This is a genomic window from Exiguobacterium sp. s22 (assembly GCF_018617455.1).
Lineage (GTDB): Bacteria > Bacillota > Bacilli > Exiguobacteriales > Exiguobacteriaceae > Exiguobacterium.
Window position 1 is genome coordinate 447,813 of sequence record NZ_JACSKD010000002.1, and the last position, 23,483, is coordinate 471,295.

21 protein-coding genes are annotated in these 23,483 nt (G+C 47.7%); 16 read left to right on the top strand and 5 right to left on the bottom strand.

The genetic code is table 11. The features are described from left to right. The 3 genes from KNO94_RS06045 (at position 1) to pheT (ending at position 4,460) form a co-directional block, all read left to right on the top strand. Positions 1–747 carry a TrmH family RNA methyltransferase gene (locus tag KNO94_RS06045; RefSeq protein ID WP_214741304.1) on the top strand — a complete coding sequence of 249 codons (747 nt, stop codon included), beginning with the start codon at positions 1–3 and terminating at the stop codon, positions 745–747. Positions 748–1,049: 302 nt separating this feature from the next. Next, positions 1,050–2,072 carry a phenylalanine--tRNA ligase subunit alpha gene (pheS, locus tag KNO94_RS06050; protein WP_214778196.1) on the top strand — a complete coding sequence of 341 codons (1,023 nt, stop codon included), beginning with the start codon at positions 1,050–1,052 and terminating at the stop codon, positions 2,070–2,072. Between the two features lie 12 nt (positions 2,073–2,084). After that, complete coding sequence (gene pheT / locus KNO94_RS06055) at positions 2,085–4,460, top strand: phenylalanine--tRNA ligase subunit beta (RefSeq protein ID WP_214778197.1); 2,376 nt, start codon at positions 2,085–2,087, stop codon at positions 4,458–4,460. Positions 4,461–4,499: 39 nt separating this feature from the next. On the opposite strand, the gene KNO94_RS06060 is transcribed toward pheT, so the two are convergent. The 3 genes from KNO94_RS06060 to rnhC form a co-directional block, all read right to left on the bottom strand. Further along, positions 4,500–5,522, bottom strand: a complete 1,023-nt coding sequence (locus KNO94_RS06060; protein WP_214741300.1) for a PTS sugar transporter subunit IIC — start codon at positions 5,520–5,522, stop codon at positions 4,500–4,502. Positions 5,523–5,821: 299 nt separating this feature from the next. Continuing rightward, positions 5,822–6,634 (bottom strand): alpha/beta fold hydrolase, encoded by an 813-nt coding sequence (locus tag KNO94_RS06065; RefSeq protein WP_214778199.1) that lies wholly within the window; start codon positions 6,632–6,634, stop codon positions 5,822–5,824. A gap of 71 nt (positions 6,635–6,705) precedes the next feature. Next, complete coding sequence (rnhC, locus tag KNO94_RS06070) at positions 6,706–7,620, bottom strand: ribonuclease HIII (protein ID WP_483299172.1); 915 nt, start codon at positions 7,618–7,620, stop codon at positions 6,706–6,708. Positions 7,621–7,733: 113 nt separating this feature from the next. Between rnhC and KNO94_RS06075 the strand changes: the two genes are divergently transcribed. The 7 genes from KNO94_RS06075 to KNO94_RS06105 all read left to right on the top strand — a co-directional run bounded on the left by KNO94_RS06075 (position 7,734) and on the right by KNO94_RS06105 (position 15,833). Then, positions 7,734–8,138 (top strand): hypothetical protein, encoded by a 405-nt coding sequence (locus tag KNO94_RS06075; RefSeq protein WP_251125838.1) that lies wholly within the window; start codon positions 7,734–7,736, stop codon positions 8,136–8,138. Then, positions 8,138–8,659, top strand: coding sequence for an NfeD family protein (locus KNO94_RS06080; RefSeq protein WP_214778204.1), 522 nt, complete (start codon positions 8,138–8,140; stop codon positions 8,657–8,659). The genes KNO94_RS06075 and KNO94_RS06080 overlap by 1 nt, the downstream gene beginning before the upstream one ends. A gap of 3 nt (positions 8,660–8,662) precedes the next feature. Beyond that, entirely contained in the window at positions 8,663–10,183 is a 1,521-nt protein-coding gene (locus KNO94_RS06085; RefSeq protein ID WP_214778206.1) for a flotillin lipid rafts scaffold protein FloT, read from the top strand. A 131-nt stretch (positions 10,184–10,314) separates the two neighbouring features. Next, entirely contained in the window at positions 10,315–11,286 is a 972-nt protein-coding gene (locus tag KNO94_RS06090) for a BMP family lipoprotein (RefSeq protein ID WP_214778208.1), read from the top strand. Beyond that, positions 11,283–12,926, top strand: coding sequence for a methyl-accepting chemotaxis protein (locus KNO94_RS06095; protein ID WP_214778210.1), 1,644 nt, complete (start codon positions 11,283–11,285; stop codon positions 12,924–12,926). The genes KNO94_RS06090 and KNO94_RS06095 overlap by 4 nt, the downstream gene beginning before the upstream one ends. A 212-nt stretch (positions 12,927–13,138) precedes the next feature. Continuing rightward, a complete protein-coding gene (locus KNO94_RS06100; RefSeq protein WP_214778212.1) occupies positions 13,139–13,714 on the top strand; it encodes a helix-hairpin-helix domain-containing protein in 576 nt (191 codons plus the stop codon). Position 13,715: 1 nt separating this feature from the next. Beyond that, entirely contained in the window at positions 13,716–15,833 is a 2,118-nt protein-coding gene (locus KNO94_RS06105) for a DNA internalization-related competence protein ComEC/Rec2 (protein ID WP_214778214.1), read from the top strand. A gap of 61 nt (positions 15,834–15,894) precedes the next feature. On the opposite strand, the gene KNO94_RS06110 is transcribed toward KNO94_RS06105, so the two are convergent. Next, a complete protein-coding gene (locus tag KNO94_RS06110; protein WP_012726678.1) occupies positions 15,895–16,059 on the bottom strand; it encodes a YqzM family protein in 165 nt (54 codons plus the stop codon). Between the two features lie 90 nt (positions 16,060–16,149). Between KNO94_RS06110 and holA the strand changes: the two genes are divergently transcribed. Next, positions 16,150–17,160: a DNA polymerase III subunit delta gene (holA, locus tag KNO94_RS06115; RefSeq protein ID WP_353047831.1), complete on the top strand. Its 1,011-nt coding sequence runs from the start codon at positions 16,150–16,152 to the stop codon at positions 17,158–17,160. Between the two features lie 9 nt (positions 17,161–17,169). Continuing rightward, positions 17,170–17,607, top strand: a complete 438-nt coding sequence (locus KNO94_RS06120; protein WP_214778218.1) for a GNAT family N-acetyltransferase — start codon at positions 17,170–17,172, stop codon at positions 17,605–17,607. Positions 17,608–17,634: 27 nt separating this feature from the next. Here KNO94_RS06120 and rpsT read toward each other — a convergent pair whose 3' ends face one another. Next, positions 17,635–17,895 carry a 30S ribosomal protein S20 gene (gene rpsT / locus KNO94_RS06125; protein WP_012726675.1) on the bottom strand — a complete coding sequence of 87 codons (261 nt, stop codon included), beginning with the start codon at positions 17,893–17,895 and terminating at the stop codon, positions 17,635–17,637. 219 nt (positions 17,896–18,114) lie between these two features. On the opposite strand from rpsT, the gene lepA reads away from it, so the two are divergent. The 4 genes from lepA (at position 18,115) to KNO94_RS06145 (ending at position 23,456) form a co-directional block, all read left to right on the top strand. Then, positions 18,115–19,938 carry a translation elongation factor 4 gene (lepA, locus tag KNO94_RS06130; RefSeq protein WP_214741282.1) on the top strand — a complete coding sequence of 608 codons (1,824 nt, stop codon included), beginning with the start codon at positions 18,115–18,117 and terminating at the stop codon, positions 19,936–19,938. A gap of 114 nt (positions 19,939–20,052) precedes the next feature. Further along, on the top strand, positions 20,053–21,123 hold the full coding sequence (gene serC / locus KNO94_RS06135; protein ID WP_214778221.1) for a 3-phosphoserine/phosphohydroxythreonine transaminase: 1,071 nt from the start codon (positions 20,053–20,055) through the stop codon (positions 21,121–21,123). Then, positions 21,101–22,264, top strand: coding sequence for a phosphoglycerate dehydrogenase (locus tag KNO94_RS06140; protein ID WP_214778223.1), 1,164 nt, complete (start codon positions 21,101–21,103; stop codon positions 22,262–22,264). The genes serC and KNO94_RS06140 overlap by 23 nt, the downstream gene beginning before the upstream one ends. 10 nt (positions 22,265–22,274) lie before the next feature. Beyond that, positions 22,275–23,456 (top strand): DUF1015 domain-containing protein, encoded by a 1,182-nt coding sequence (locus tag KNO94_RS06145; RefSeq protein ID WP_214778224.1) that lies wholly within the window; start codon positions 22,275–22,277, stop codon positions 23,454–23,456. Positions 23,457–23,483 lie beyond the last annotated feature (27 nt).

Consider the following 23,483-nt stretch of genomic DNA (forward strand, 5'->3'; position numbering starts at 1 on the left):
ATGACGAAGATTACGTCTACGAAGAGCGAGACGATTAAACGATTAAAACGATTGATGACGAAAAAAGGTCGTCAAGAAACGGGTCAATTTCTAGTAGAAGGAGAGCATTTGGTGGACGAGGCCATTCGTGCCGGCCGACTCGTCCAACTCATCGTGGCTGAGTCGTATTCACCGAAAGGAACATGGCGACTCGAAGAGATGCCAGTTCTCGAGTTATCCGACCACGTTGCAGACCTTCTTTCCGAAACGGAAAAGACTCAAGGTGTATTTGCTGTTGTGAAGATGACACCGGTAGAACGAAAAATGAAGAAAGTACTCGTACTAGACCGAGTACAAGACCCGGGTAATCTCGGTACGATGATTCGGACAGCAGATGCTGCCGGATTCGATACGGTGCTACTCGGGAAAGGGACGGTCGATCCGTTCAACGCTAAAGTCGTACGTGCCACACAAGGGTCGCTGTTTCACGTGAACGTGACCTCGGTAGATTTGCTTGAAAAATTACCTGAGCTGAAAGAGGACGGATTCCACGTCTACGGCACAGCTCTCTCAAAGGCGACATCGTATGAGCAAGTTGCATTCGAAGACAAAGTGGCCCTCGTCATCGGGAATGAGGCGCAAGGGGTTCATGCTGATGTACTAGCACTCTGTGATACGCGTGTGCATATTCCGGTGCTCGGCGACGCGGAATCGCTCAATGCGGCGGTCGCTGCAGGTATTTTAATGTATCGCATCGCTTTACAATAATCTTGTCAGCACGTGAAAAACGTGATAGGTTAAACACATCGATGAATAAGATATGACGTTGAAAGAACATAGTAAGCGAATGACCGATTCCGTTCAGGGAGCAAGGGCCGTGACTGAGAGCCTTTGCCGGATTCGTCGCTGAATTCACTCTGGAGTCGTGTTGGAGACAACACCGGTTTGGCATCACGATATCGATGCTCTCAAGTGGGCCATGTAGTGGCCAAGTAGGGTGGTACCGCGATGATTCGTCCCTTCAGTCAACGACTGAAGGGACTTTTTTATGTAGAGGAGGAAGCAAACACATGAAAGAACAATTAGAACAGTTACAGGTGGAAGCGTTAGAAGAAATCAAACAGGCGTCCACACAAAAATCATTGAATGACGTCCGCATCAAATATTTAGGGAAAAAAGGACCGATGACCGAGGTCCTTCGTGGCATGGGTAAATTGTCTGCCGAGGAACGTCCGGTCATTGGTGAACTGGCCAATACCGTACGTACCGCGATTCAAAGCACGCTCGATGCTCGAATCGAAGAAGTGAAGGCGATTGAATTAGAAGAAAAGTTGAAAGCGGAAACGCTCGACGTGACGCTCCCGGGACGCACATCGACTCCTGGACACAGTCACCTCTTACAACAGATCATCGACGAGATGGAAGACTTATTCGTTGGCCTCGGATATACGATTGCTGAAGGTCCTGAAGTCGAAACCGATCTCTACAACTTCGAAATGCTCAACTTGCCGAAAGACCACCCGGCACGAGACATGCAAGACTCGTTCTATATCACGGAAGAGACGTTACTTCGTACTCATACGTCTCCTGTACAGGCTCGCACGATGTTGGAGGCGAACGGAAAACCGATTCGCATCATCTGCCCAGGTAAAGTGTATCGTCGTGATGAAGACGATGCGACGCACTCGCATCAATTCATGCAAATCGAAGGTTTGGTTGTCGACGAATCCATCTCAATGGCTGACTTGAAAGGGACACTCGAAGTGTTCGTGAAGCAGTTGTTCGGAGAAACGCGCGAAATTCGTCTCCGTCCAAGCTTCTTCCCGTTCACGGAACCATCGGTCGAAGTGGACATCTCTTGCTTCAAGTGTGGCGGGAAAGGATGTAACGTCTGTAAAGGAACTGGGTGGATTGAAATTCTCGGAGGCGGAATGGTCCATCCGCATGTATTAGAGATGGCTGGCTATGACTCATCAAAAATGTCAGGGTTCGCATTTGGAATCGGAGTGGAGCGTATGGCGATGCTCAAACACGGCGTCGACGACATCCGCCATTTCTACACAAATGACTTACGTTTCATCGAGCAATTCTAAGGAGGAAGACAGATGTTACTTTCAAAAAAATGGTTGAATCAATATATTGATGTATCCGATTTAAGCGGAGAAGCGCTCGGCGACTTGATCACGAAAAACGGAATCGAAGTCGAAAGTGTGACAAATCGTGGGGAAGGACTTTCGGGGATCGTCGTCGGTCGTGTCCTTTCGTGTGAGAAACATCCAGAAGCAGATAAATTAAATGTGACGAAAGTGGACATCGGAGAATGTGATCCTGTTCAAATCGTCTGCGGTGCACCGAACGTAAGCGAAGGGCAACATGTGATCGTGGCCAAAGTTGGCGCGCGCTTACCAGGACTTAAGATTAAAAAAGCAAAACTTCGCGGAGTCGAATCACAAGGGATGATCTGTTCGCTCGAAGAGCTTGGATTTGAGAAGAAACAAATTCGGGAAGACGAGCAAGATGGGATCCACACATTCCGTGAATCCGTACAAGTCGGAGCGGACGTGCTCGATTTACTCGACTTGAACGATGAAGTCATCGAACTCGGCTTGACTCCGAACCGTTCAGATTGCTTGAGCCTCTATGGAATCATTCATGAGGTTGCGGCCATCTTAGAGCGTCCATACACGTTGCCGACGGCAGATGTCACGTCATCATCACCATCGAAGGTATCCATCGAACTTGCGACACCGAACTGTTCATATTACGCAGCTCGTGAAGTCAAAGGAGTCACGATTTCAGAGTCGCCACAATGGCTAAAGAACATCTTGATCGCAGAAGGTGTCCGTCCGATTAACAACATTGTCGATGTGACGAACTATGTGATGCTTGAAATCGGACAGCCACTTCATGCATTCGATGCGAAGAAACTCGGGAACTCGATTGTGGTTCGTCAAGCTGAAAATGGAGAAGAGATGGTCACACTCGATGACGTGACGCGCACGCTTGATTCATCGATGATGGTGATTACAGACGGGCAAGCTCCAGTCGCCATCGCAGGTGTCATGGGTGGTGCCAACACAGAAGTGGATGCAACGACTACAGATATCGTCTTGGAGTCGGCTTATTTTGACCCTGCATCTGTTCGTAAGACGAGCCGTACGCTCGGTCTACGTTCAGATTCAAGCGCTCGTTTCGAAAAAGGCGTTGATCCAGAACGTGTCATGCTCGCGCTCGATCGCGCTGCGCAATTGATTGTCGAACTCGGTGGAGGAGCCATTCATGATGCGGTGCGTTCAGGTGAAGCCGAATCACGTGCCCGAGAAATCCAAGTGTCGATTGACTATATCAACAAGCGCTTAGGAATGATGCTCGATCGTCAGACGATCGTTCACATCCTTGAGCGTCTCGGTCTCGCGACAGAAGGGGATGACGTGTTGACAGTCCACATTCCATCGCGTCGTCCGGATTTAGAACTTCCGGCTGACATCACAGAAGAAGTGGCACGTCTATACGGATATGATAGTCTCCCATCGACGTTACCTGCCTCTCAATCGAAAGGCTATTTGCCAGCAATCAACGTATTGCGCAGACAGACACGTCGCTTGTTACAAGGAGTCGGCTTATCACAAGCCATTACGTACTCGTTAACGAGTGAGGCACATGCGACTCGCTTCGGTGGAAAAGTCGACCAGCTCGTCCGTTTAGCGATGCCGATGAGTGAAGAACGTTCAGTCCTTCGTACGTCGCTCGTTCCTGGGTTGTTGGAGGCGGCGCGTTACAACACAGCGCGTCAACAATCAAACGTCGCACTTTACGAAACAGGACGCGTCTATACGGAGCACGGAGAAACGTTACCGCGTGAGAAAGAACGGGTGGCTGGTGTCGTCACAGGTCTATGGATGGATCATCGTTCGCAAGGAACACGGATCCCGGTCGACTATTTCGTCGCAAAAGGGATTGTCGACACGTTAGTCCAAACGCTTCGACTAGATGTCACGTATGAGGCCGTATCGATGCCTGATATGCATCCTGGTCGTACGGCAAACATCTTGATGGACGGAGAGGTCATCGGATACGTCGGACAAGTGCATCCGGGAACATCAAAAGACGTCTACGGTATGAAGGAAGTGTATGTGTTCGAACTTGACCTCTTGGCCCTTCGTAGAGACGAGACACTTCTTTATCAAGACGTTCCACGTTATCCATCGATTTCACGAGATTTGGCACTCGTCTTATCACGTGATATTCCAGCAGGTACTGTGGAACAAACGATCCGCCAAGCGGCTGGTCCACTCTTAATTGACCTCGTCTTGTTTGACGTGTATACAGGGGAGAACGTTGGAGCGGATGAGAAATCGATTGCCTTCTCACTCAAGTTCCAAGACCCGTCACGAACGTTACAGGATGATGAAGTAACGACAGCATATGAAACAATCGTCGAGGCGGTCCGTACGACACACGGTGCTGAACTACGAGCGTAAAAATAGGGAGCGTTGTCCACTGTGACAACGCTCCTTTTGTTATTGAATCTCGAGTGCGAGATCGCCGAACTTCGTCCATCCGACAAGACTCGTGACACGATAAAGTGCCCATGTAATGAGTGCAGGAAGAACAACCCCGGTCACCGTAAAGATAAGGAATGCATCCAACCCTTGGACCGCTAAAATCTGAAGCGGGGCGATGAGGGAGTTCAGTCCGAGACCCGCGATCTCGTACGGGACTTGGAGTGAGAACATCAAAGTGGCAATCGGTGCGGAAATCATCGCGGCGATGAACGGTGGGACAACGATTCGCGGATTTTTGATGATATTTGGAAACTGCACTTTCGGTGTGACAAAGAAAGAGGCGACCAATCCACCTGGGTCGGTTTGGCGGTATGCCATTAATGTGAAGCCAACAAATTGAGCAGAGCAACCGATCAAGGCAGCGGCGCTGGCGACAGGATCCAGTTGAAGGGCGATGGCGAGTGCGGCAGATGATGCAGGTGACATGAGCATGACACTGAAGACAAGCGCGATGACAAGAGATGTAGCAATCGGTGACGTTTCAACGGATGCGGTGATTCCTTGGCTGATCGAGTTGATGAGAGGAGTCGTGACCGCTGCCGCAGCAACGCCGACAATCCCACCTCCGAGAACGGCCGTGACCGGAACGACCATCATATCAAACTTTGTTTTTCCGAGGACCCGTTTTCCAAGCCAGACAGCAGCCGCCGCTGCAATCAATGCGCTAATCGGTTGACCTGGAACGAGGACGAGTCCGCTTTCTGTCGCTTTTAAAGCTGCACCGCCAATGGTTGCGGCAATCATCGCGCTAAACAAGATGAGCGTGTTGCTCCCAAGTTGAAACGCGACGCCAGCACCTAATGCGGGTGCCAACAGTGATTTGGCAACTTGTCCAATTTGAACGAGCATCGCGATTCCGGTCAAATTACCAATCGTCTCGATCAATAGACCGACACCGAGCGTGACGAGGACGGCATTGGCCATACCTGCTGAAATTTTTACCATTCGATCCATCATATACTGCTTCACTTCCATCATCTCCTCTATGTCTATATGCCAACAAAAAAACCTATCCATCAGGGATAGGCGCGGTTTCAATCTGCAGGCGCCTGTCCGTTACCACGGGAACAAGGGCCTGAAAAGTCGTTTTAAAAAACAAAACGATTTCAGTCCCTCAGTCGAATAATAATCAGCAGGCTGTTCATATGTACGGGATTGGACATCTCGAGCATCTCCTCTTCGTTGGATTTGCTAAAGAATACCATCTATTTTTGTAATAATCAATATTTTCTGAAAATAAAAAAGAAAAAATTCAGGAAGCCTAGTAGCCTCCTGATTTAGCTCATTTGTAATGAACGTGTTTGAATCTGATGATCGATAAAGTTCATCGACAACGAATTAAATCGATCAGGTTGGTCTACGTTGACGACGTGTCCAGAGTCCGTGACGATTTCCACGATTGCCGTAGGTTGATGTTTCGCTGTTCGTTCGACAGCTTCGAGGAACATATAATCCTCATCACCCATAATATATAGGATCGGGACGTTCGTCTGAATCGACGTGAACTGATTCAATAACGGGTTAATATTTTCCGTCATCTTGAACCAGCGGATAAATTCACGTTGACATAAGTTCGCTGCATCCCGGACGAACATCATTCTAGATTTTTTATGACGTTTTTTCGGGAGCAAAATCCAAGCGAACAACTTATACAACCACATATAGGGGACGAAGTTTCGGACGAGGCTACCTAGCCGGATCAGCATGGTAGAGCGGACATTGAATTTGACGATGGCCCCGCCGAGAACGACCGAAGCGATACGATTCGGATAATGCTCGAACATGGCTTGAATCACAATCGTTCCTAACGAGAGTCCAACCATATGACCTTTTTCAATACCTAGGTGGTCCATGACTTCAATCACATCTTTTGCGACCGCCTCGAACGTATAGGCATTCAGCGGTTGCTTAAGTGACTGTTCGGCGTCGTACGAACCGCCATGACCTCGTAAATCAACGAGTAACACATTATATTTTTTGCGAAATGGTCGAAGTTGACGATACCAATGAGACAGACTTCCGCCCGCTCCGTGTATAAAGATGACCCAAGGGTGGTCATCGCTAATCGTATAGGTTTTATAATGCAACATGAACGCTATCCTCCAAAAATTTTAAGTTCATTTAACCGTAAAAAGAGTATACCATAATCGATGACGAAGCTCTACAAACGACGTTTGTTCAAGTTGATCGCTTTCTTCGTGTTCGCAAAATGTACTTTGGCGATTGATTGTAAAACCGCTTCTCCATGACGTCTTATGATTTGAGCGGCCACTTGGTCGACTTTTGCGCCTGCTCCTTTTGGGAGGGTGACCCCGACTTGCTGACTGAGTTTATCCATTTCTTTTAAGAAAAAAGCACGAGCTAAAATGGATGCGGCTGCAACGGCGACGTGTAGCCCTTCGGCTTTTGTTGAAAAGTAGACATCATCCCGGACGACATCATTTTCGGCTCGGAGATGTTGGTAGTAGACGGATTTTTCCGCAAACTGATCGATTAAAATGGCAGCGGGCTTCTCGTCGATTTTTTCAAGTAGCGCTCGGAGCGCAGCATTATGCGCGATGGCCGTCATCTTTCCTTGTGTCATTGTTCGTTGCATTTTGTTATAGACTGGATTATGCAATGTCGCCTTTTGATAGGGAATCGTTGCATGTAAATCCTTCGCGATCCGGATGATTTCAGGATCGGATAGCTGTTTGGAGTCCTTCACACCGAGTTCTTTGACGAGTGCAATTTTGTCATGTGACACGAATGCTGCGACGACGACGAGTGGTCCGAAATAGTCCCCTTTCCCGACCTCATCGCTTCCGACGACAGACCAATTTGAGAATCCTTCAGGTAAGATGGTGTTTGGTGCGGATGCTTGTTTCTTTTCGGCTGGTGTTCCCCATTTCACTGCCTCGGTCTCGGCATCTTTTCCTTGGAACATCACTTTCCCAGATTGATAGATGGTGACGACAAATCCTGGTGTCTTGGCACTGAATGTCGCATATGGTGGTGGTGTGACTGCATATTGTTGATACATCTTTTTTAATTTTTCTTGTGATGCACTTGATAGTTTGATGACTTGGTTGCCCAACATGAGCACTTCCTTTCTGGCTGGCAAATTCATTTTACATTTTTTTATGATTTTTTGAAACCAGAGATGAGCTTTTGACGTATATGGAAGAGAGTAGAGAAAAGTGAGGTGAGATGGACGTGTGGTGGCGCGATGACACGCATCAAGATGAGATAGAAGAATTATATAAGCACATTCTCGAACTCGAAGAGAGGATTGCTAAATTAGTGGCTCATCAAGTGAGAGTGCGTCGGCTGCTGATGCAAGATTCTTCTGAGGACGTGACGAATCAAATCGTACAAGTTCAAAAAGAAGTGGAGTATTTTTTAAAGACGATGCGACTCGAACGTCAAGAACTTGTCGACATATATAATCGTCGACGTATTGAACGTTCGATTGGTCGAACTCGGGAAGCGAACGACTTATCCACATCATCTCTGTCGGAATGGGATGCGGTTGAACATCAACTCGCGTTAGAAGTCGAACAACTTCGAGCTGTTTTGATGATGGAACAAAGACGTCGACAGGAGGGCTGGTAATGGAGGCAATCGATCAACTGTATTGGTGGGTGTTGATCATCGCTGGTTTCGGAACGTTTGTTTATATGATGTTCTCTGATGCGTTCGATCTGTTCGAAGGATGGTTTAACCCTGCAGTCATTTTATCGTTCTTAGCACTTGGGGCAGGAATCGGACTTATTTTAAACGCATTGGCTCATGTCTCCCCGATGATCGGGCTCGCTGTTGCACTCGTTGGGTCTCTCGCCCTGACAACGCTTCTTTATTTGTTTGTGCTTTTACCACTTTCAAATGCGGAAGAGTCCATTGGTTTGACGGATGAAGCATTAGTCGGTCGAGTCGGTCGGTTGACAGTTCCCATCCCTGAAGGAGGCTATGGGGAGGTCATGATTGAGACGGTCACGGGGTCTCTCTTAAAAACTGCACAAAGTATGGACGGAACAGCCATTTCGACTAAGCATCGGGTAGTCATCATTGAAGTAAAAGGAAATATCGCACTCGTCATGACATATGACGAACCAACGATTCGAGAGGAGAAATAACACATGAATACGGCTATTTTAGTGAGTATCATCGTCGGGGTCATCATCCTCGCACTCGTATTTGTATTCGTATTAAAATATCGCACAGTCGGACCGGATGAGGCGTTGATTGTGACAGGTAGTTATCTAGGTAAGAAAAATGTACATAGTGATGCATCTGGGAACCGTGTGAAAATCATTCGCGGTGGCGGTACGTTCGTCCTCCCGGTATTCCAACAAGCGGAACCCCTCAGCTTGCTCTCAAGCAAATTAGAGGTGACGACGCCTGAGGTATATACGGAACAAGGTGTACCCGTCATGGCGGACGGAACGGCCATCATTAAAATCGGCGGATCGATCAGTGAGATCGCGACAGCGGCTGAACAATTTCTCGGAAAACCTAAAATTGAACGTGAGAATGAAGCACGCGAAGTACTTGAAGGGCATCTACGTTCCATTCTTGGATCGATGACAGTCGAAGAAATTTATAAAAATCGAGACAAGTTTTCTCAAGAAGTGCAACGTGTCGCTTCACAAGACTTGGCGAAGATGGGTTTGATTATCGTCTCGTTCACGATTAAAGACGTGCGGGATAAGAACGGCTACTTGGAATCACTCGGGAAGCCACGGATTGCGCAAGTGAAGCGTGATGCTGACATCGCGACAGCGGAAGCGGACAAAGAGACGCGCATCAAGCAGGCGGAAGCCATGAAAGATGCGAAGAAGGCGGAACTCGAGCGTGCCTCTGAAATCGCGGAAGCGGAAAAAGAGAACCAACTCCGGATTGCGGCATATCGTCGTGAACAAGACGTTGCCAAAGCTCGGGCTGACCAAGCGTATGAGCTTGAGGAAGCGCGTGCGAAACAAGAAGTCACCGAACAACAGATGCAAGTTCAAATCATTGAGCGTCAAAAACAGATTGAGCTCGAAGAGAAAGAAATCATGCGTCGTGAGAAGCAGTATGATTCAGAAGTGAAGAAAAAAGCCGATGCCGATCGTTACTCGATCGAACAGTCTGCCGCTGCGGATAAAGCACGTCAAATCGCAAGTGCGGATGCTGAGAAGTATCGGATTGAAGCACAGGCGAAAGCCGATGCGGAACGCGTACGTTTGGCAGGTCTTGCAGAAGCAGATTCTGAACGTGCGAAAGGTGAGGCGGAAGCGGAAATCATCCGTTTGACTGGTCTTGCAGAAGCCGAAGCGAAAGAGAAGATTGCCGAAGCCTTCGCACAATACGGACAAGCAGCGATTCTCGATATGGTCGTCAAGATGCTTCCTGATTATGCGAAAGAAATTGCATCGCCACTTGGTAACATCGATCAAATCACGGTCGTCGACACGGGTGGCGGTCAAAACGGTGGAGCCGGTAAAGTAACAGGTTACGCAACCGACCTCATGGCCTCACTTCAACAAACGTTAAAAGCTTCATCGGGCATCGATATGAAAGACTTGCTCGAGAACTTTGCTGGAAAAGGGAACGTTGCGAAAACGCCAACACCGGAGCGAGAATTAGCCGATACGACGGTTGCTGCTTCTAAAGAATAAGTGTACGAAGCCATGGACGATGTCTATGGCTTTTTTTATTCCCACAACTTTTAAAAAAAATCATGGAGAACAGTGCCTTCTCGGTCGATATAAGGGTTGTCAGACCATTAGAGAGAGGGAGTATTGAATACATGAAGAAAAGCATAATGCTCAGTACAATCACAGCCTGCACCCTTTGGTTGTCCGGTTGTCAGTCGGTAATCGACAACCCGAATACCACGGTAGAAGAACGACAGACGATGGGGGTCGTCCTATCTGACGTTGGTCTCGGGGACCAATCGTTCAGTGACGCAGCCATGCGTGGGATGGGTGAGCTACGTGAAACGGGCGATTGGTTCGTTGATTATCGTGAATTAGCAGAAACAGAGACGTATAAGGTTGGTTTTGAAGAATTGGTAGAAGAGGGACATGATGTGATCGTCGGTCTTGGTTTTGCGTGTCAAGAAGACTTAGAGGCTGTAGCGGCAGAACACCCAGATCAGCAATTTGCCCTCATTGATGGCGTGTCTGAACTTCCAAACGTCTTGAACATCACGTTCGAAGAGGGAGAAGGTAGTACGCTTGCTGGTGCGGTGGCCGGTCTTGAAACGGAATCCGATACGATTGGATTCATCGGTGGGATGGACATTGAACTCATTCAAAAATTTGAAGCAGGGTTTGAGCGTGGCGCGAAGGCAGTGAACGAGGATGTGGAGATGCTCGTCGATTTCTCAAATGATTTTGCTTCACCGGAACTCGGTCGTGAACTCGCTGAGAAGCAAATTAAAGAAGGGGCAGACGTTCTTTATGCAGCAGCGGGACTTACAGGGGTCGGTGTACTCGAAACGGCTGAAAAATACGGCGTCAAAGCAATCGGAGTCGATAGTGACCAATCGATGATCGCACCGGATGCGGTCGTGACATCGATGTTGAAACAAGTCGATTTGGCGATTGTAGAAATTGCGGGTCGTGTCACGGAAAAGCCATTTAATGATCATGTCATTCTAGGTATTGAAGAAGGTGGAGTTGGGTTAGCCCCACTTCGTCGTATTCAATGGGATGAAAAAGAGACAACGGAGTATGAATCAGTAGAACGTCAATTGAAGGAGGGGACACTCGAATGAGCTTACGTAAACGTTTTATCTTCTCGACCGTGTTCACCGTCGTCTTGATTGTTCTGATGATGAGCTATGTGTTGTCGACCTTGAATCGCTTACAAACGTATAATGAGCAGTACGGCAGTCAAATGATTGAATTGTCTCAACTTGAAACGTCACTTTTACAAGAGCAATCCCTCTGGACGTCACTTGGCGAACAGTCCAATCAATCGACGTTGACACAACTCGAGCGGATTCGCGTGACGAACGAAGAAACATTTAGTGATTTGAAACAGTCTTATTTGATTCCGGCATTTTCAAATCATTTGGAACGGGCCACGATGAAATATGAGCAAGTGAATGAAGACGTCGAGTCGGCACTTGAAGGTGGGATTGGTGCTCGAATCCAGGCAGCGAAATTGGAAGGATTATTAAACGACATCAATACATTGATTGCGAAAAATGGATCATTTTATGAGGCACTTCAAGTAGAGGCGGCGGATGAGACGGAGCGTCTATTATGGATTTCGATTCTCTTGACGATTCTCGTGATTTTAGCTCTCGGTGTCTATAATTTCTTCTTTGCCCGTTCGATCACACGACCGCTCGAACGAAACGTAGAAGTAGCTGAAGCGATTGCGGCGGGACGTCTCGTCACGTTACCGGAATCGACGCGAAAAGATGAGATTGGTCGATTAGAACGTGCCATGCGAGATATGACGGCATCTCTTCAAACCGTGATTGGCTCAATTCGTGTCACATCGATGAAAGTGAACGGCATGACCGAAACGGCAGCGGCTGAGAATGAGGCAGTCGTGAACACAACGTCTAACATTACAAATGCGGTTGATGAAATGGCGCATGGTGCGCAATCGATCGCAAATGAATTGCAGGAGACACTCAGCTCGGTTCATACGATGGCGACTTCCTTTGAGACGAGCTTGAATCAGACGAAGCAGACGACGGAAGAAACGTCTGAGATGACACGTGAAGTAGCGGCTGGAATTGAGACGTTAACCGATCAAGAGCATATTCTCGACCGCTCAAGCGAACGGAATGAAGTGCTCGTCACACGAATGGACCACTTTGCGAGACAGACGGCAGAGATCGAATCGATGGCGAAACTCGTCGAAGATGTTGCGGCACAGACGAACTTACTCGCTTTGAACGCAGCGATTGAAGCGGCTCGTGCTGGTGAAGCAGGACGTGGATTCGCGGTCGTTGCGAGTGAAGTGAAGAAGTTGGCAGAAGAAAGCAATAAAGCAACCCGTTCCATTTTCCACGTCGTCGAAACGATTCAACAAGAAGTCGTACGTTTGACGGAAACGGTGAACGAATCAAAACGTGAGCAAGAAGCGCAACTAGAAGCGTTCGGATTGACGAAAGAAGCGTTCAACCGAATCCATGAACGAACAGACCATGTCGCTTCGTTCGTTCGTACGATTGAGCAAGAGATGCGTACATCGAGTAACGAGGTAAACAACGTCTTGCGTCGGGTCGAGGAAGTATCTGGTGTGACAGAAGAATTGGCGGCTGGAAATGAAGAAGTGGCAGCCTCTATGAAAGAACAGCAAGCGAGCTTCGATCAAATCTTTACATTGATGCAAGAATTAGAAGGACAGGCGGCGGCACTTGCTGGTCAGGTCCAACATTTCGAAGAAGAATAATCTAGCGTGAACAGTACAAACGGAGGCCACGAGTTGGCCTTCGTTTTTTGTCATGGAATTGAGTGATTGAAGAGCGTTTCACGTATGAGTGCAGTCTGCAATACCCACACAAAACAATCCCTAAGGGTACGACTGAAGAGAAGAAGGGGCCATGTCTCAAGAGATGTGATTCGGCATACTAGATGCAACAGTTAAATCAGGTGGTGAATCGGATGGATAGATGGAAACAGCTCGTAATCGGTCTCGTCGTTGTTTTATTCCTAGGTGTCGGGTATTTGTTTTATAAGAAAGAACCGGAGCAACGCGTTGTCGATGATTTTGTGGTGGAAACGGAAGAAGTTGCGCCTCCAGTGACACCAGAGCGTTTAGAGCTCGTTGTCTATGTTACGGGGGCGGTCGAGTCACCGGACGTATATACCGTGCCTGAAGGGGCGAGAGTCGGTGATGTCCTGTCTTTGGCTGTTTTAACAAATGAAGCCGACCCGGAACAGTTAAACTTGGCTCAATTGTTGGTCGATGGGGTTAAAATCATTGTTCCTAAAAAAGGTGACCCGCCGATTGCACAAGCGACACCAAGTTCGGAAGTAGAATCGAACGGTATTCATGTCAATAGTGCGACGAAAGAAGAACTGATGTCAGTTCCGGGAATCGGGCCGGCCAAGGCTGAGGCGATTTTAAATCATCTGAAAGAACATGGCCCGTTTAAAACGTATGAAGGGTTAGGAGATGTCAAAGGCTTCGGGGAAAAGACGTTAGAAAGTATGAAGCCATACTTATTGGTGCCATAGAATGCCGCTGTTTCCATTGTTTGCGGTGCTTATTGTAACCGGCTTGACAGAAGGATTCTATTTGGTTTCTGTGGTCGCTAGTGTCTTTTATCTGGTTACACGACGTGGGCAAGGCCTGTATGCGAAAGCCGGAGTGATTGGACTCATCTGTATTGCATCGTTCCATACGACCCCTACAGAATCGTTACCGTCAGACACGATCACCTTCTCAATCGAAAGTCGAAAAGAGAATGGGAAATCGGTAAGACTGTATGGGGACGTAGACGGTCTTCAAGGTGTTTTGCGAGGACGCGAACTAGCTGGCGGAAAACCTGGAGAGACCTGTCTCGTTAAAATGAAACAGGAAGAATTTCAACCGCTTCGAAATACTGGTGGTTTTGATGAACGGGCTTGGGCGGAGAGTGCGAACATATCGTTTAAAGGAAAGGTGGTTCGAATCGGTGCGTGCCATCCAACTTCTGGGTTGCATGGACGTATGTTGAGATGGAAAGAACGACAACTTCAACAGATCGAAAAGCGTTATCAGGCAGACGTCGCATTATATATCGAGGCATTATTGTTTGGAGAGAGCCGTATGCTGGATGAAGAGACCTCATTTTCCTATCGCGTGACGGGACTCCTCCACCTTCTCGTCATTTCGGGATCTCATGTCGCCATGTTAATTATTATTTTCCGGGCAATGTTACACCGAATCCCATTTCGACGTGAAACAAAGACAGTATGTATCCTCTTAACGATTACCGCATTTGGATGGATAACGGGTTTCTCGCCACCGGTCGCCCGCGCGGTCGTAGTGGCGGATGTAATCCTGCTCCTCTCACTATTTGGTGTGACAGTTCGGGACCCGATTCGACTTCTCAGTTGGTGTGCAGCTGGCATGTTGTCCGTTCAGCCGTTCCTAGTGATGAATCTTGGTTTTCAATTGACGGTTGGCATGACTTTTTTCTTACTGGTCACTAAACGAATCTGGACCGGATTGTTCGAACTGTCACTCTTTGCGCAATTGTTTGGATTATTGGTTCTTTGGCAGGTTCAACCGGTCTTGTCTCTTTTGGCACCGATTTTGAATATAGTGATGGCGATTTGCATATCATGGGTGATTATGCCGATTGCTTTTGCCACTTGGCTCATTCCACAAGTCGCTCCAATGATGATGGTCGTGTTGGATGCTGTGAGCGGTGTTTTTACGATTCATGATCAGAATCGACTGTGGATACCATTACACGAACTCGCAGTCCCTTCTGGAATCGTTTTGGTGGTCGGGATATGGGGAAGTTTGCTCCTTATGGAAAAAAGACGATGGCTCGGATGGGGCATTGTCCTGTTAACGTGTGGGGCCGTTGTGGGTTGGTCTGAATGGTCAGAGACCTCTAGGGTGACATTTTTAGACGTTAGTCAGGGTGATGCGATTGTCGTCGAATCAGGGGGGATCATGGGGGTTATCGATGTCGGGGGTGTTTTTCAAGATCCAAATGAGCAAAAAAAATCAGTCTATGATCCAGGAGCTGATGTCGTGGCGCCTTATATTTGGAAACGTGGTGAGCGCTCGCTTGATTTCGTCATGCTCACACATGCAGACCACGATCACACAGGAGGGTTAGAAGGCTTGTTGAAGCACGTGACCGTCAAAGAGATATGGTTATCAAAAGAAGTGGCGGATAAAGAAAAACGAGAAGAGCTTGTTCAACTCGCGACAACATACGGGACGAGAATTCGTTACGTCGAGGCGGGAGATCGTCCGTTCCCTTGGATGTGGATTGTGGCACCCGGCCAACCACATGAAGACGAAAATGCACATTCTATCAGTCTCTACATGAACGTGGGTGGTATGCGATACTTGTTGACAGGAGATTTGCCGATTGAGGAAGAAGACAAGTTACCGCCACTTGACGTCGATGTCTTTAAGCTGGGGCATCACGGTTCAAACACATCCTCTGGTGAAGCATTACTTCGACGAACTGACCCAGAATGGGTCATCGCGAGTGTCGGTGCGAACAACCGCTATGGGCATCCACACGAGGAGACGCTCCAGCGAATTGCGGGGCGTCACTTATTACGTACCGACGTCGATGGCATGATTGTCTGCGAAAAAAGAATGTGTCGGGGGATCATTGAGTAGCGTATGAATAAATGTGATACACTAAAAAACGATTGCTCCCCCGGGGCAATCGTTTGAAAACTTATAGGCTCAAGAATTTGATAATGACACCGATGAAGAAAATCGTAAAGAAAAAGCCAAATGGGACGATGAAGCCGATCGCAGAGTCGATGGCGTCATTACGTTTGCATTGAACGTCATTTTCAAACGGGTTTTCACTCGGTGGGCGTACTGAGTTGATTTGCATATTAGGTCCCTCCTTATCATACTTCCTTTATAAGTATAGCGAATCATGCGAAGATAATCTATGTTTAGATGAGAATAAATTGTGAAAGTGGTGTGTGTTTTGAATGAACCGTGGTTACATAATGGTAAACTAGCGAGCGTCTATGTTCTCCATGGCACCGAAAAGTATTTACTTGAAACGTGGGAACGTGGGATTGTGAAGTCGGCTAATCCGTCCGGTGATCAATTTGACGTCATGCAACTCGATCTTCAAGAAACGTCATTAGATACTGCCCTCGATGAAGCGGAAACCGTTCCGTTCTTTAGTGAATATCGGACGGTGATCGTCAAGAATGCCCAATTTTTGACGGGAGCGAAAGAAAAGCAAAAGCATAACGTCGACCGTCTTGCCGAATATGTTGTTCAACCGGCAACTTACTCCGTTCTCGTCTTCATCGTCGAGTCAGAAAAACTCGATGAACGAAAAAAAATCGTGAAACGTCTGAAAGAACGGGCCATCGTACTTGAAGCAAAAAAACCGAGTCAGGCAGAATTGATGCGGTATGTGAATGATACGCTCAGTCAAGAACAACAGAAAATGGAGCGGGCAACCATAGAGCGACTGCTGTTCCTCTGTCAAGATGACTGGGGGAAATTAGTCCGAGAATTAGAAAAGCTTCAGTTATATGCCGGAACAGGTGCTATGATCCCGATTGACATTGTAAATGATTTAGTGCCGCGCACACTAGAGGATAACGTCTTTCAGCTGTCTGAGCTTCTCGTCAAACGCCGTGCGGATGCAGCACTTCGATTAGTCCGAGACTTAGAGAAACAAGGACAAGAACTAATCGGACTTCTCAGTTTGTTGGCGAGGCAATACCGAAATATGTACTTATCAAAGCAGTTGACTGAAGCAGGGTATGGAGAGAAGCAAATTGCCTCTAAGATTGGAGCGCATCCTTATACTGTAAAACTGGCGACGCAAGCGAGTCGTAACTTTTCAGAAGCACAGCTCGCTCAAGCGCTGACGTTGATTGCGGATGCGGATGAAGCAATGAAAACAGGTCGCGGCGACAAGCAAATTGTCTTCGATACGCTCGTTTGCCAACTAGCCCTATTGTGAGGTGAGAAAATGGGATTTAAACAAGTCACACTCGAAGATGTCATCCCACTTCGACATATCGTTCTCAGACCAGGTAAGAGCGTGGAGACGTGTTATTTTGATGGGGATGAGGCGTCGACGACTCGTCATTTCGCCTGGGTTGAAGGCGGTCAAGTGCTGTCGATCGCTACAGTCATGCAGTCTTCGAAACGAATCGATGGGGTGAAGGTTCCGCTTCAATTGCGAGGGATGGCGACAAACCCGGAGCAAGCTGGACAAGGGATTGGCTCTCGGTTTTTACAGGCACTGCATGAAGAACTTGATGATTCATGGTGGTGTAATGCAAGAGAGGTGGCCGTTCGTTTCTATGAACGGAATGGTCTTACACGAATCGGTGAACCGTTCGATATTCCGGGCATTGGCCCTCATTACGTCATGGTCTACAAAAAAACAGCCGGCTCCAAATAGGAGGCGGCTGTTTCGTTTGGTCTCTAATTAGAGAGCAGCGATACGAGCTGCGAGGCGTGATTTATCACGACCTGCTTTGTTTTTGTGGATAAGGCCTTTTGATGCAGCCTTGTCGAGCTTCTTCGTAGCGAGGACGAAAGCTTCTTGAGCAGCTTCTTTGTTTCCTTCAAGTACGAGAGCATCAACACGTTTTACTGCTGTACGCATTGCCGCTTTCTCTTGTGAGTTCGCAACACGACGCTTTTCAGAAGTTTTTGCACGTTTGATTGCTGATTTGATGTTTGCCATTGTTTGTCACCTCCTGAAACAAGAAAGTGTATGTTCTTATTACTTCAAGTAATCATTCAACAGAACAAGCACAATTGTAGCAAACGGTTATATGAAAAGCAACCACTTGATGATTATTCTGAAAACTATATGTGGTATTGTTGTAGTAGGTCGTACACATTACTTTAGGATTTTGATATAATGACACGGTATGCATGAGAAGGATAGGTGAACCCATATATGAACAAACAAGAATTAGAGAATCGTCAGAAGAAGATTCGTAACTTTTCCATCATCGCCCATATCGATCATGGAAAGTCGACGCTTGCTGACCGGATTCTTGAGAAAACAGGTGCACTCACGGCTCGTGAGATGAAAGAGCAAACGCTTGACGCGATGGATCTTGAGCGTGAACGTGGTATTACGATTAAATTAAACGCTGTTAAATTAAACTATACGGCAAAAGACGGAGAAGAGTATATTCTTCACTTGATTGACACGCCAGGACACGTCGACTTCACGTATGAAGTGTCGCGTTCACTTGCAGCATGTGAGGGTGCGATTCTCGTCGTCGATGCGGCTCAAGGGATTGAAGCGCAAACGCTCGCAAACGTTTATTTAGCACTCGATAACGACCTCGAAATCATTCCGGTCATCAATAAAATCGACTTGCCGTCAGCGGACGTCGAGCGTGTGCGTCAAGAAATTGAAGATGTCATCGGACTAGACGCGAGTGATGCAGTCCCGACTTCTGCGAAGGCAGGGATTGGAATCGAGGAAATCCTCGAGCAAATCGTCGAACTCGTGCCACCTCCAACAGGTGACCCGTCAGAGCCGTTACAAGCCCTCATTTTTGACTCGTACTACGATGCCTATCGTGGTGTCGTCGCATCGATTCGAATCGTCAATGGTTCGGTCAAAGTGGGAGATAAAGTTCAAATGATGGCGACAGGCAAAACGTTCGAAGTGACAGACCTCGGGGTATCAACACCGAAACCTGTCTCCGTCAAAGAATTGAATGTCGGGGATGTAGGTACGCTTTCAGCGTCAATTAAAACAGTTGGAGATGTTCGTGTCGGGGACACGATCACGCTTGCGAAAAACCCGGCAACAGAACAACTTCCGGGTTACCGTAAAATGAATCCGATGGTGTATTGTGGATTGTATCCGATTGATGCAGCCAACTACAACGACCTCCGTGAGGCACTTGAAAAGCTTCAACTTTCTGATGCCGCGCTCGAGTTTGAACCAGAAACGTCACAAGCGCTCGGATTCGGTTTCCGTTGTGGGTTCCTCGGAATGCTTCACATGGAGATCATTCAAGAACGGATTGAACGTGAGTTTAACATCGACTTGATCACAACGGCACCATCGGTAATTTACCACGTGACGACAACTTCAGGAGAGGTCGTCCACGTCGATAACCCATCGAAAATGCCGGAACAACAAAAAGTGGAATCGATTGAAGAACCATACGTCAAGGCGGCTGTCATGACACCAAACGATTACGTAGGTGCCATCATGGAACTTTGCCAGAAGAAACGTGGAACGTTCATCGATATGCAATATATCGATACGACACGTGTCAAAATCACGTATGAGATCCCACTTAGTGAAATCGTTTACGATTTCTTCGATCAGTTGAAATCGAGTACGAAAGGATATGCGTCTCTCGACTATGAGTTGATCGGCTATCGTCAATCACGTCTCGTGAAGATGGATATCTTGCTCAACAACGAAGTGGTCGATGCGCTTAGCTTCATCGTTCACCGTGACTTCGCATATGAGCGCGGAAAAGTCATCGTTGAGAAATTGAAGGCACTCATCCCACGGATGCAGTTCGAAGTCCCGGTACAGGCTGCCGTTGGAACGAAAATTGTTGCCCGTTCGACAATCAAAGCCCTTCGTAAAAACGTTTTGGCTAAATGTTATGGGGGAGATATCTCACGTAAGCGTAAACTCCTCGAGAAACAAAAAGAAGGTAAGAAACGCATGAAGATGGTCGGGTCTGTCGAAGTCCCGCAAGAAGCGTTCATGTCTGTACTATCGATGGACGAAGAATAATTGGATTGAATCACCCTGATTTTCGAATCGGGGTGATTTTTTTGTTTAGGCAGGAAATGGCACTTCGTTTAAGGAAGAGTACACCCTTAGACAGATCAAAGAGGAGGAAACACCGTGTCGACGTATACATATTCTGCGGGTCCCGGCATGCTACCAAAAGAAGTGATGCAAGAGATTCAACACCATCTTCTGTCATTTGAATATGAAGGGGTCTCCATTATCGAAACGAGTCATCGCTCGGAGTCGTTCCAACATGTAGTCGACGCTCTTGAAGCAAGATTGAGGAGACTTATGTATATTCCTAAGAGTTATTCCCTTCTCTGGCTTCAAGGTGGGGCGACGCTGCAATTTTCCATGCTCCCGATGAATTTACGGAATCGAAATCGATTCGCCTATATCGATACAGGGATTTGGTCTAAAAAAGCGCTAGAAGATGCCAGGCACTTTGGAGAGGTCAACGTCATTCACCCAATCATTGATGAGACGGGGGGGATGTCATTTGAACCGAGCCTTGCTCAGAATGTCGACTACCTTCACGTCACACTGAATAATACGATTGAAGGAACCCGGTTTACAAACATACCTGACGTGGACGTCCCGGTCATCGCGGATGCCTCTTCGAATATCCTTGCCGAGCAGATTGACGTCGAGCGTTTCGGGATGATTTATGCGGGTGCCCAGAAAAATATTGGACCAGCAGGACTGACGGTCGTCATCATCCGTCGCGACTTGATTCAGTCGATGGAGTTGCCGAGTTACCTTCATTACGCGTCTCATGTCGATACGTTATTTAACACACCATCGACGTTCAGTATGTATGTGGCCGAACGTGTTCTCAAATGGGTCGAAGATCAAGGTGGTGTCGAGGCAATGGAGCGACTAAATCGTGAAAAAAGCGAGAGGGTCTATTCGTTCCTTGAACAATCGCACGTATTTTCTCCTCTCGTGTCGGGAGAACGCCGTTCCTTGACGAACATCCCGTTCACGACGGGTGACCGTGATCGAGACAGGAACTTTCAACAGTTTGCCCGAGAACATGGATTACTCGAGCTCGGCGGACATCGTTCTGTCGGTGGATTACGTGCGAGTCTATACAACGCGATGCCGCTAGAAGGAGCAAAACGACTTGTTGACGTCATGAGAGCATTTGAGGAGGAAACGAATGTATCACATCAAAACATTTAACCAAATCGCTTCTGCCGGTTTGAAACGATTTGAACCGAACGAGTATATGATCAATGTTTCAGATCAAGCCGATGCTTGGGTACTTCGAAGTCATAACGTGCACAATGAAGAGATTCCGTCACATTTACTTGCCATCGCCAGAGCTGGAGCCGGCGTCAATAATCTCCCGCTTGATCAGCTCGCAAAACAAGGGATCGTGGCGTTTCATACTCCTGGTGCGAATGCGAATGCGGTAAAAGAACTCGTCCTTGCCAGTATGATTCTCTCGGTCAGACCGATCGTGAACGGCTTTAACTGGGTGAACGAACAGACGGTCGCGTCACAAGCTCTGTTAGAAGAAGCGATGGAACAACAGAAGCGACAATTTCTCGGGTCCGAATTACGCGGTAAAAAAGTGGGCATCATCGGTCTTGGGGCGATCGGAGCGTCACTCGCTAACGATCTACTCCAACTCGGGGTCGATGTCATCGGGTATGACCCACATCTATCAGTCGATGCCGCTTGGAACATTTCGAAACACGTCACGCGTGCCAAACACTTAAGTGAGGTTCTAGGGGTTGTTGACATCTTGTCGATTCATATGCCGCTAACGAAAGAGACCCGCTTCAGCATTGACCGGAGCTGGTTCGAGCGGATGAAGCCAAGTATGACCGTATTGAATTTCGCACGCGGAGAGCTCGTAAATGATGACGATCTAGTAGAAGCGTTCCATCATCATGTCGGGTTATATATCACGGATTTCCCTCGGCACTCGCTCATCGGACACCCTCAAGTGATGGCATTGCCTCATCTCGGTGCGTCGACAAAGGAATCGGAGGTCAACTGTGCCGTCCAAGCCGTCGAAACACTCAAATTATATTTAGAGACCGGCAATATTCGATCGTCTGCCAATTTCCCGAATGTAGAACTTCCGTATACAGGAAAACGTAGACTCGGAATTTTACACCAGAACGTACCGAACATGGTCGGACAAATCACAGGGGAGCTCGCCTCTCACGGATTGAACATTGACAACATGGTTAATCGCAGTCGTGGTGAAATGGCCTATACGTTAATTGATTTAGACAACTTTGAGCATGAACCGTTGTCCATTCATGCGCTTTACGAAATCAAGGGCGTGATTCGCGTCCGAGAATTTTAAGGAGGATATGATGGTCGTATTTAAACCGTTTAGCCCATATATGCCAATACACCCTGAAGATGTTGCTGCAGACCCGTACGATATCGTTTCGGTAGAAGAGGCAAGAGCAACCATCGCTAAGAAACCGAACTCATTTTTAAAAGTAGATAAGCCAGAAGCGCTTCAAGAAAACCTTTCCCTTGAGAAGTGGGGGGAACTGGCGCGTCATGAGCTAGAACGTCTTTATGAAAAGGAGTTGACGGAACGTCCGAACGGATTTTACGTCTATCGTTTGACGCGGAAAGGGCGTCAGCAAACCGGGTTAGTCGCCACATTTTCAGTCGCGGACTATGAAGCCGGTCGAATCAAGATTCACGAACATACGAGGGAAGTGAAAGAACGGGAACGCGTTGAACATGTCCGAGCGACGCGAGCGCACACCGGTCCCATTTTACTCAGTCATCCTCCACATGCAAACTTGAAGCAAATCTTACATAAAGCGACAGACGGAGACCCGTTATTCTCGTTCACGGATGAACGAGGCGTCGTGCATGAAGGATTCATGATTCCAAACCGTGAACTCGCTCGTGTCATGATGATTGGCGCAACTATTCCGTCAATCTATATTGCGGATGGACATCATCGCGCGAAAGCAGCGGCGGTCGTTTCCGGGATGAGTGGAGATCGTTCTCAAAAGAATGAACGTACACACTTCTTAGGTGTCCTTTTCCCGAGTGACGAGTTGACGATTTTGCCGTATCATCGAGTGATGACAGCGATTGCTCCAGAAGAAGTGGAAAATATGTTAGAAGGACTTTCTTTCTCGTATGCGATCGATGAGGAGGATGGTCTTGTCCTGCCGAAAGAACATGGCGTCTTCGGAGTCGCCTATCGAGGGAAATATTATAAGTTGACGAAGCGGCAAGAGGACCCTAGTCTTGACGTTGCTATCCTACAACGAGATATTCTGACGCCATATTTCAACGTGGAGGATATTCGGACAGATGGGAGAATCGATTTTGTCGGTGGAAACAAGACAGTCGTGGAATTAGAAAAGCTGACTCTAGAGCTGGACCGAATGCTGTTCACGTGTCATGAGACGCTGATGACACAGCTGATGCACGTGGCGGATGAGGGTGGACAGATGCCTCCGAAATCGACCTGGTTCGAACCGAAATTAAAGAGTGGTCTCTTCATTCATCGGTTCGACTGATGGCGCAGGCTGGAAAGAAGGGACGAA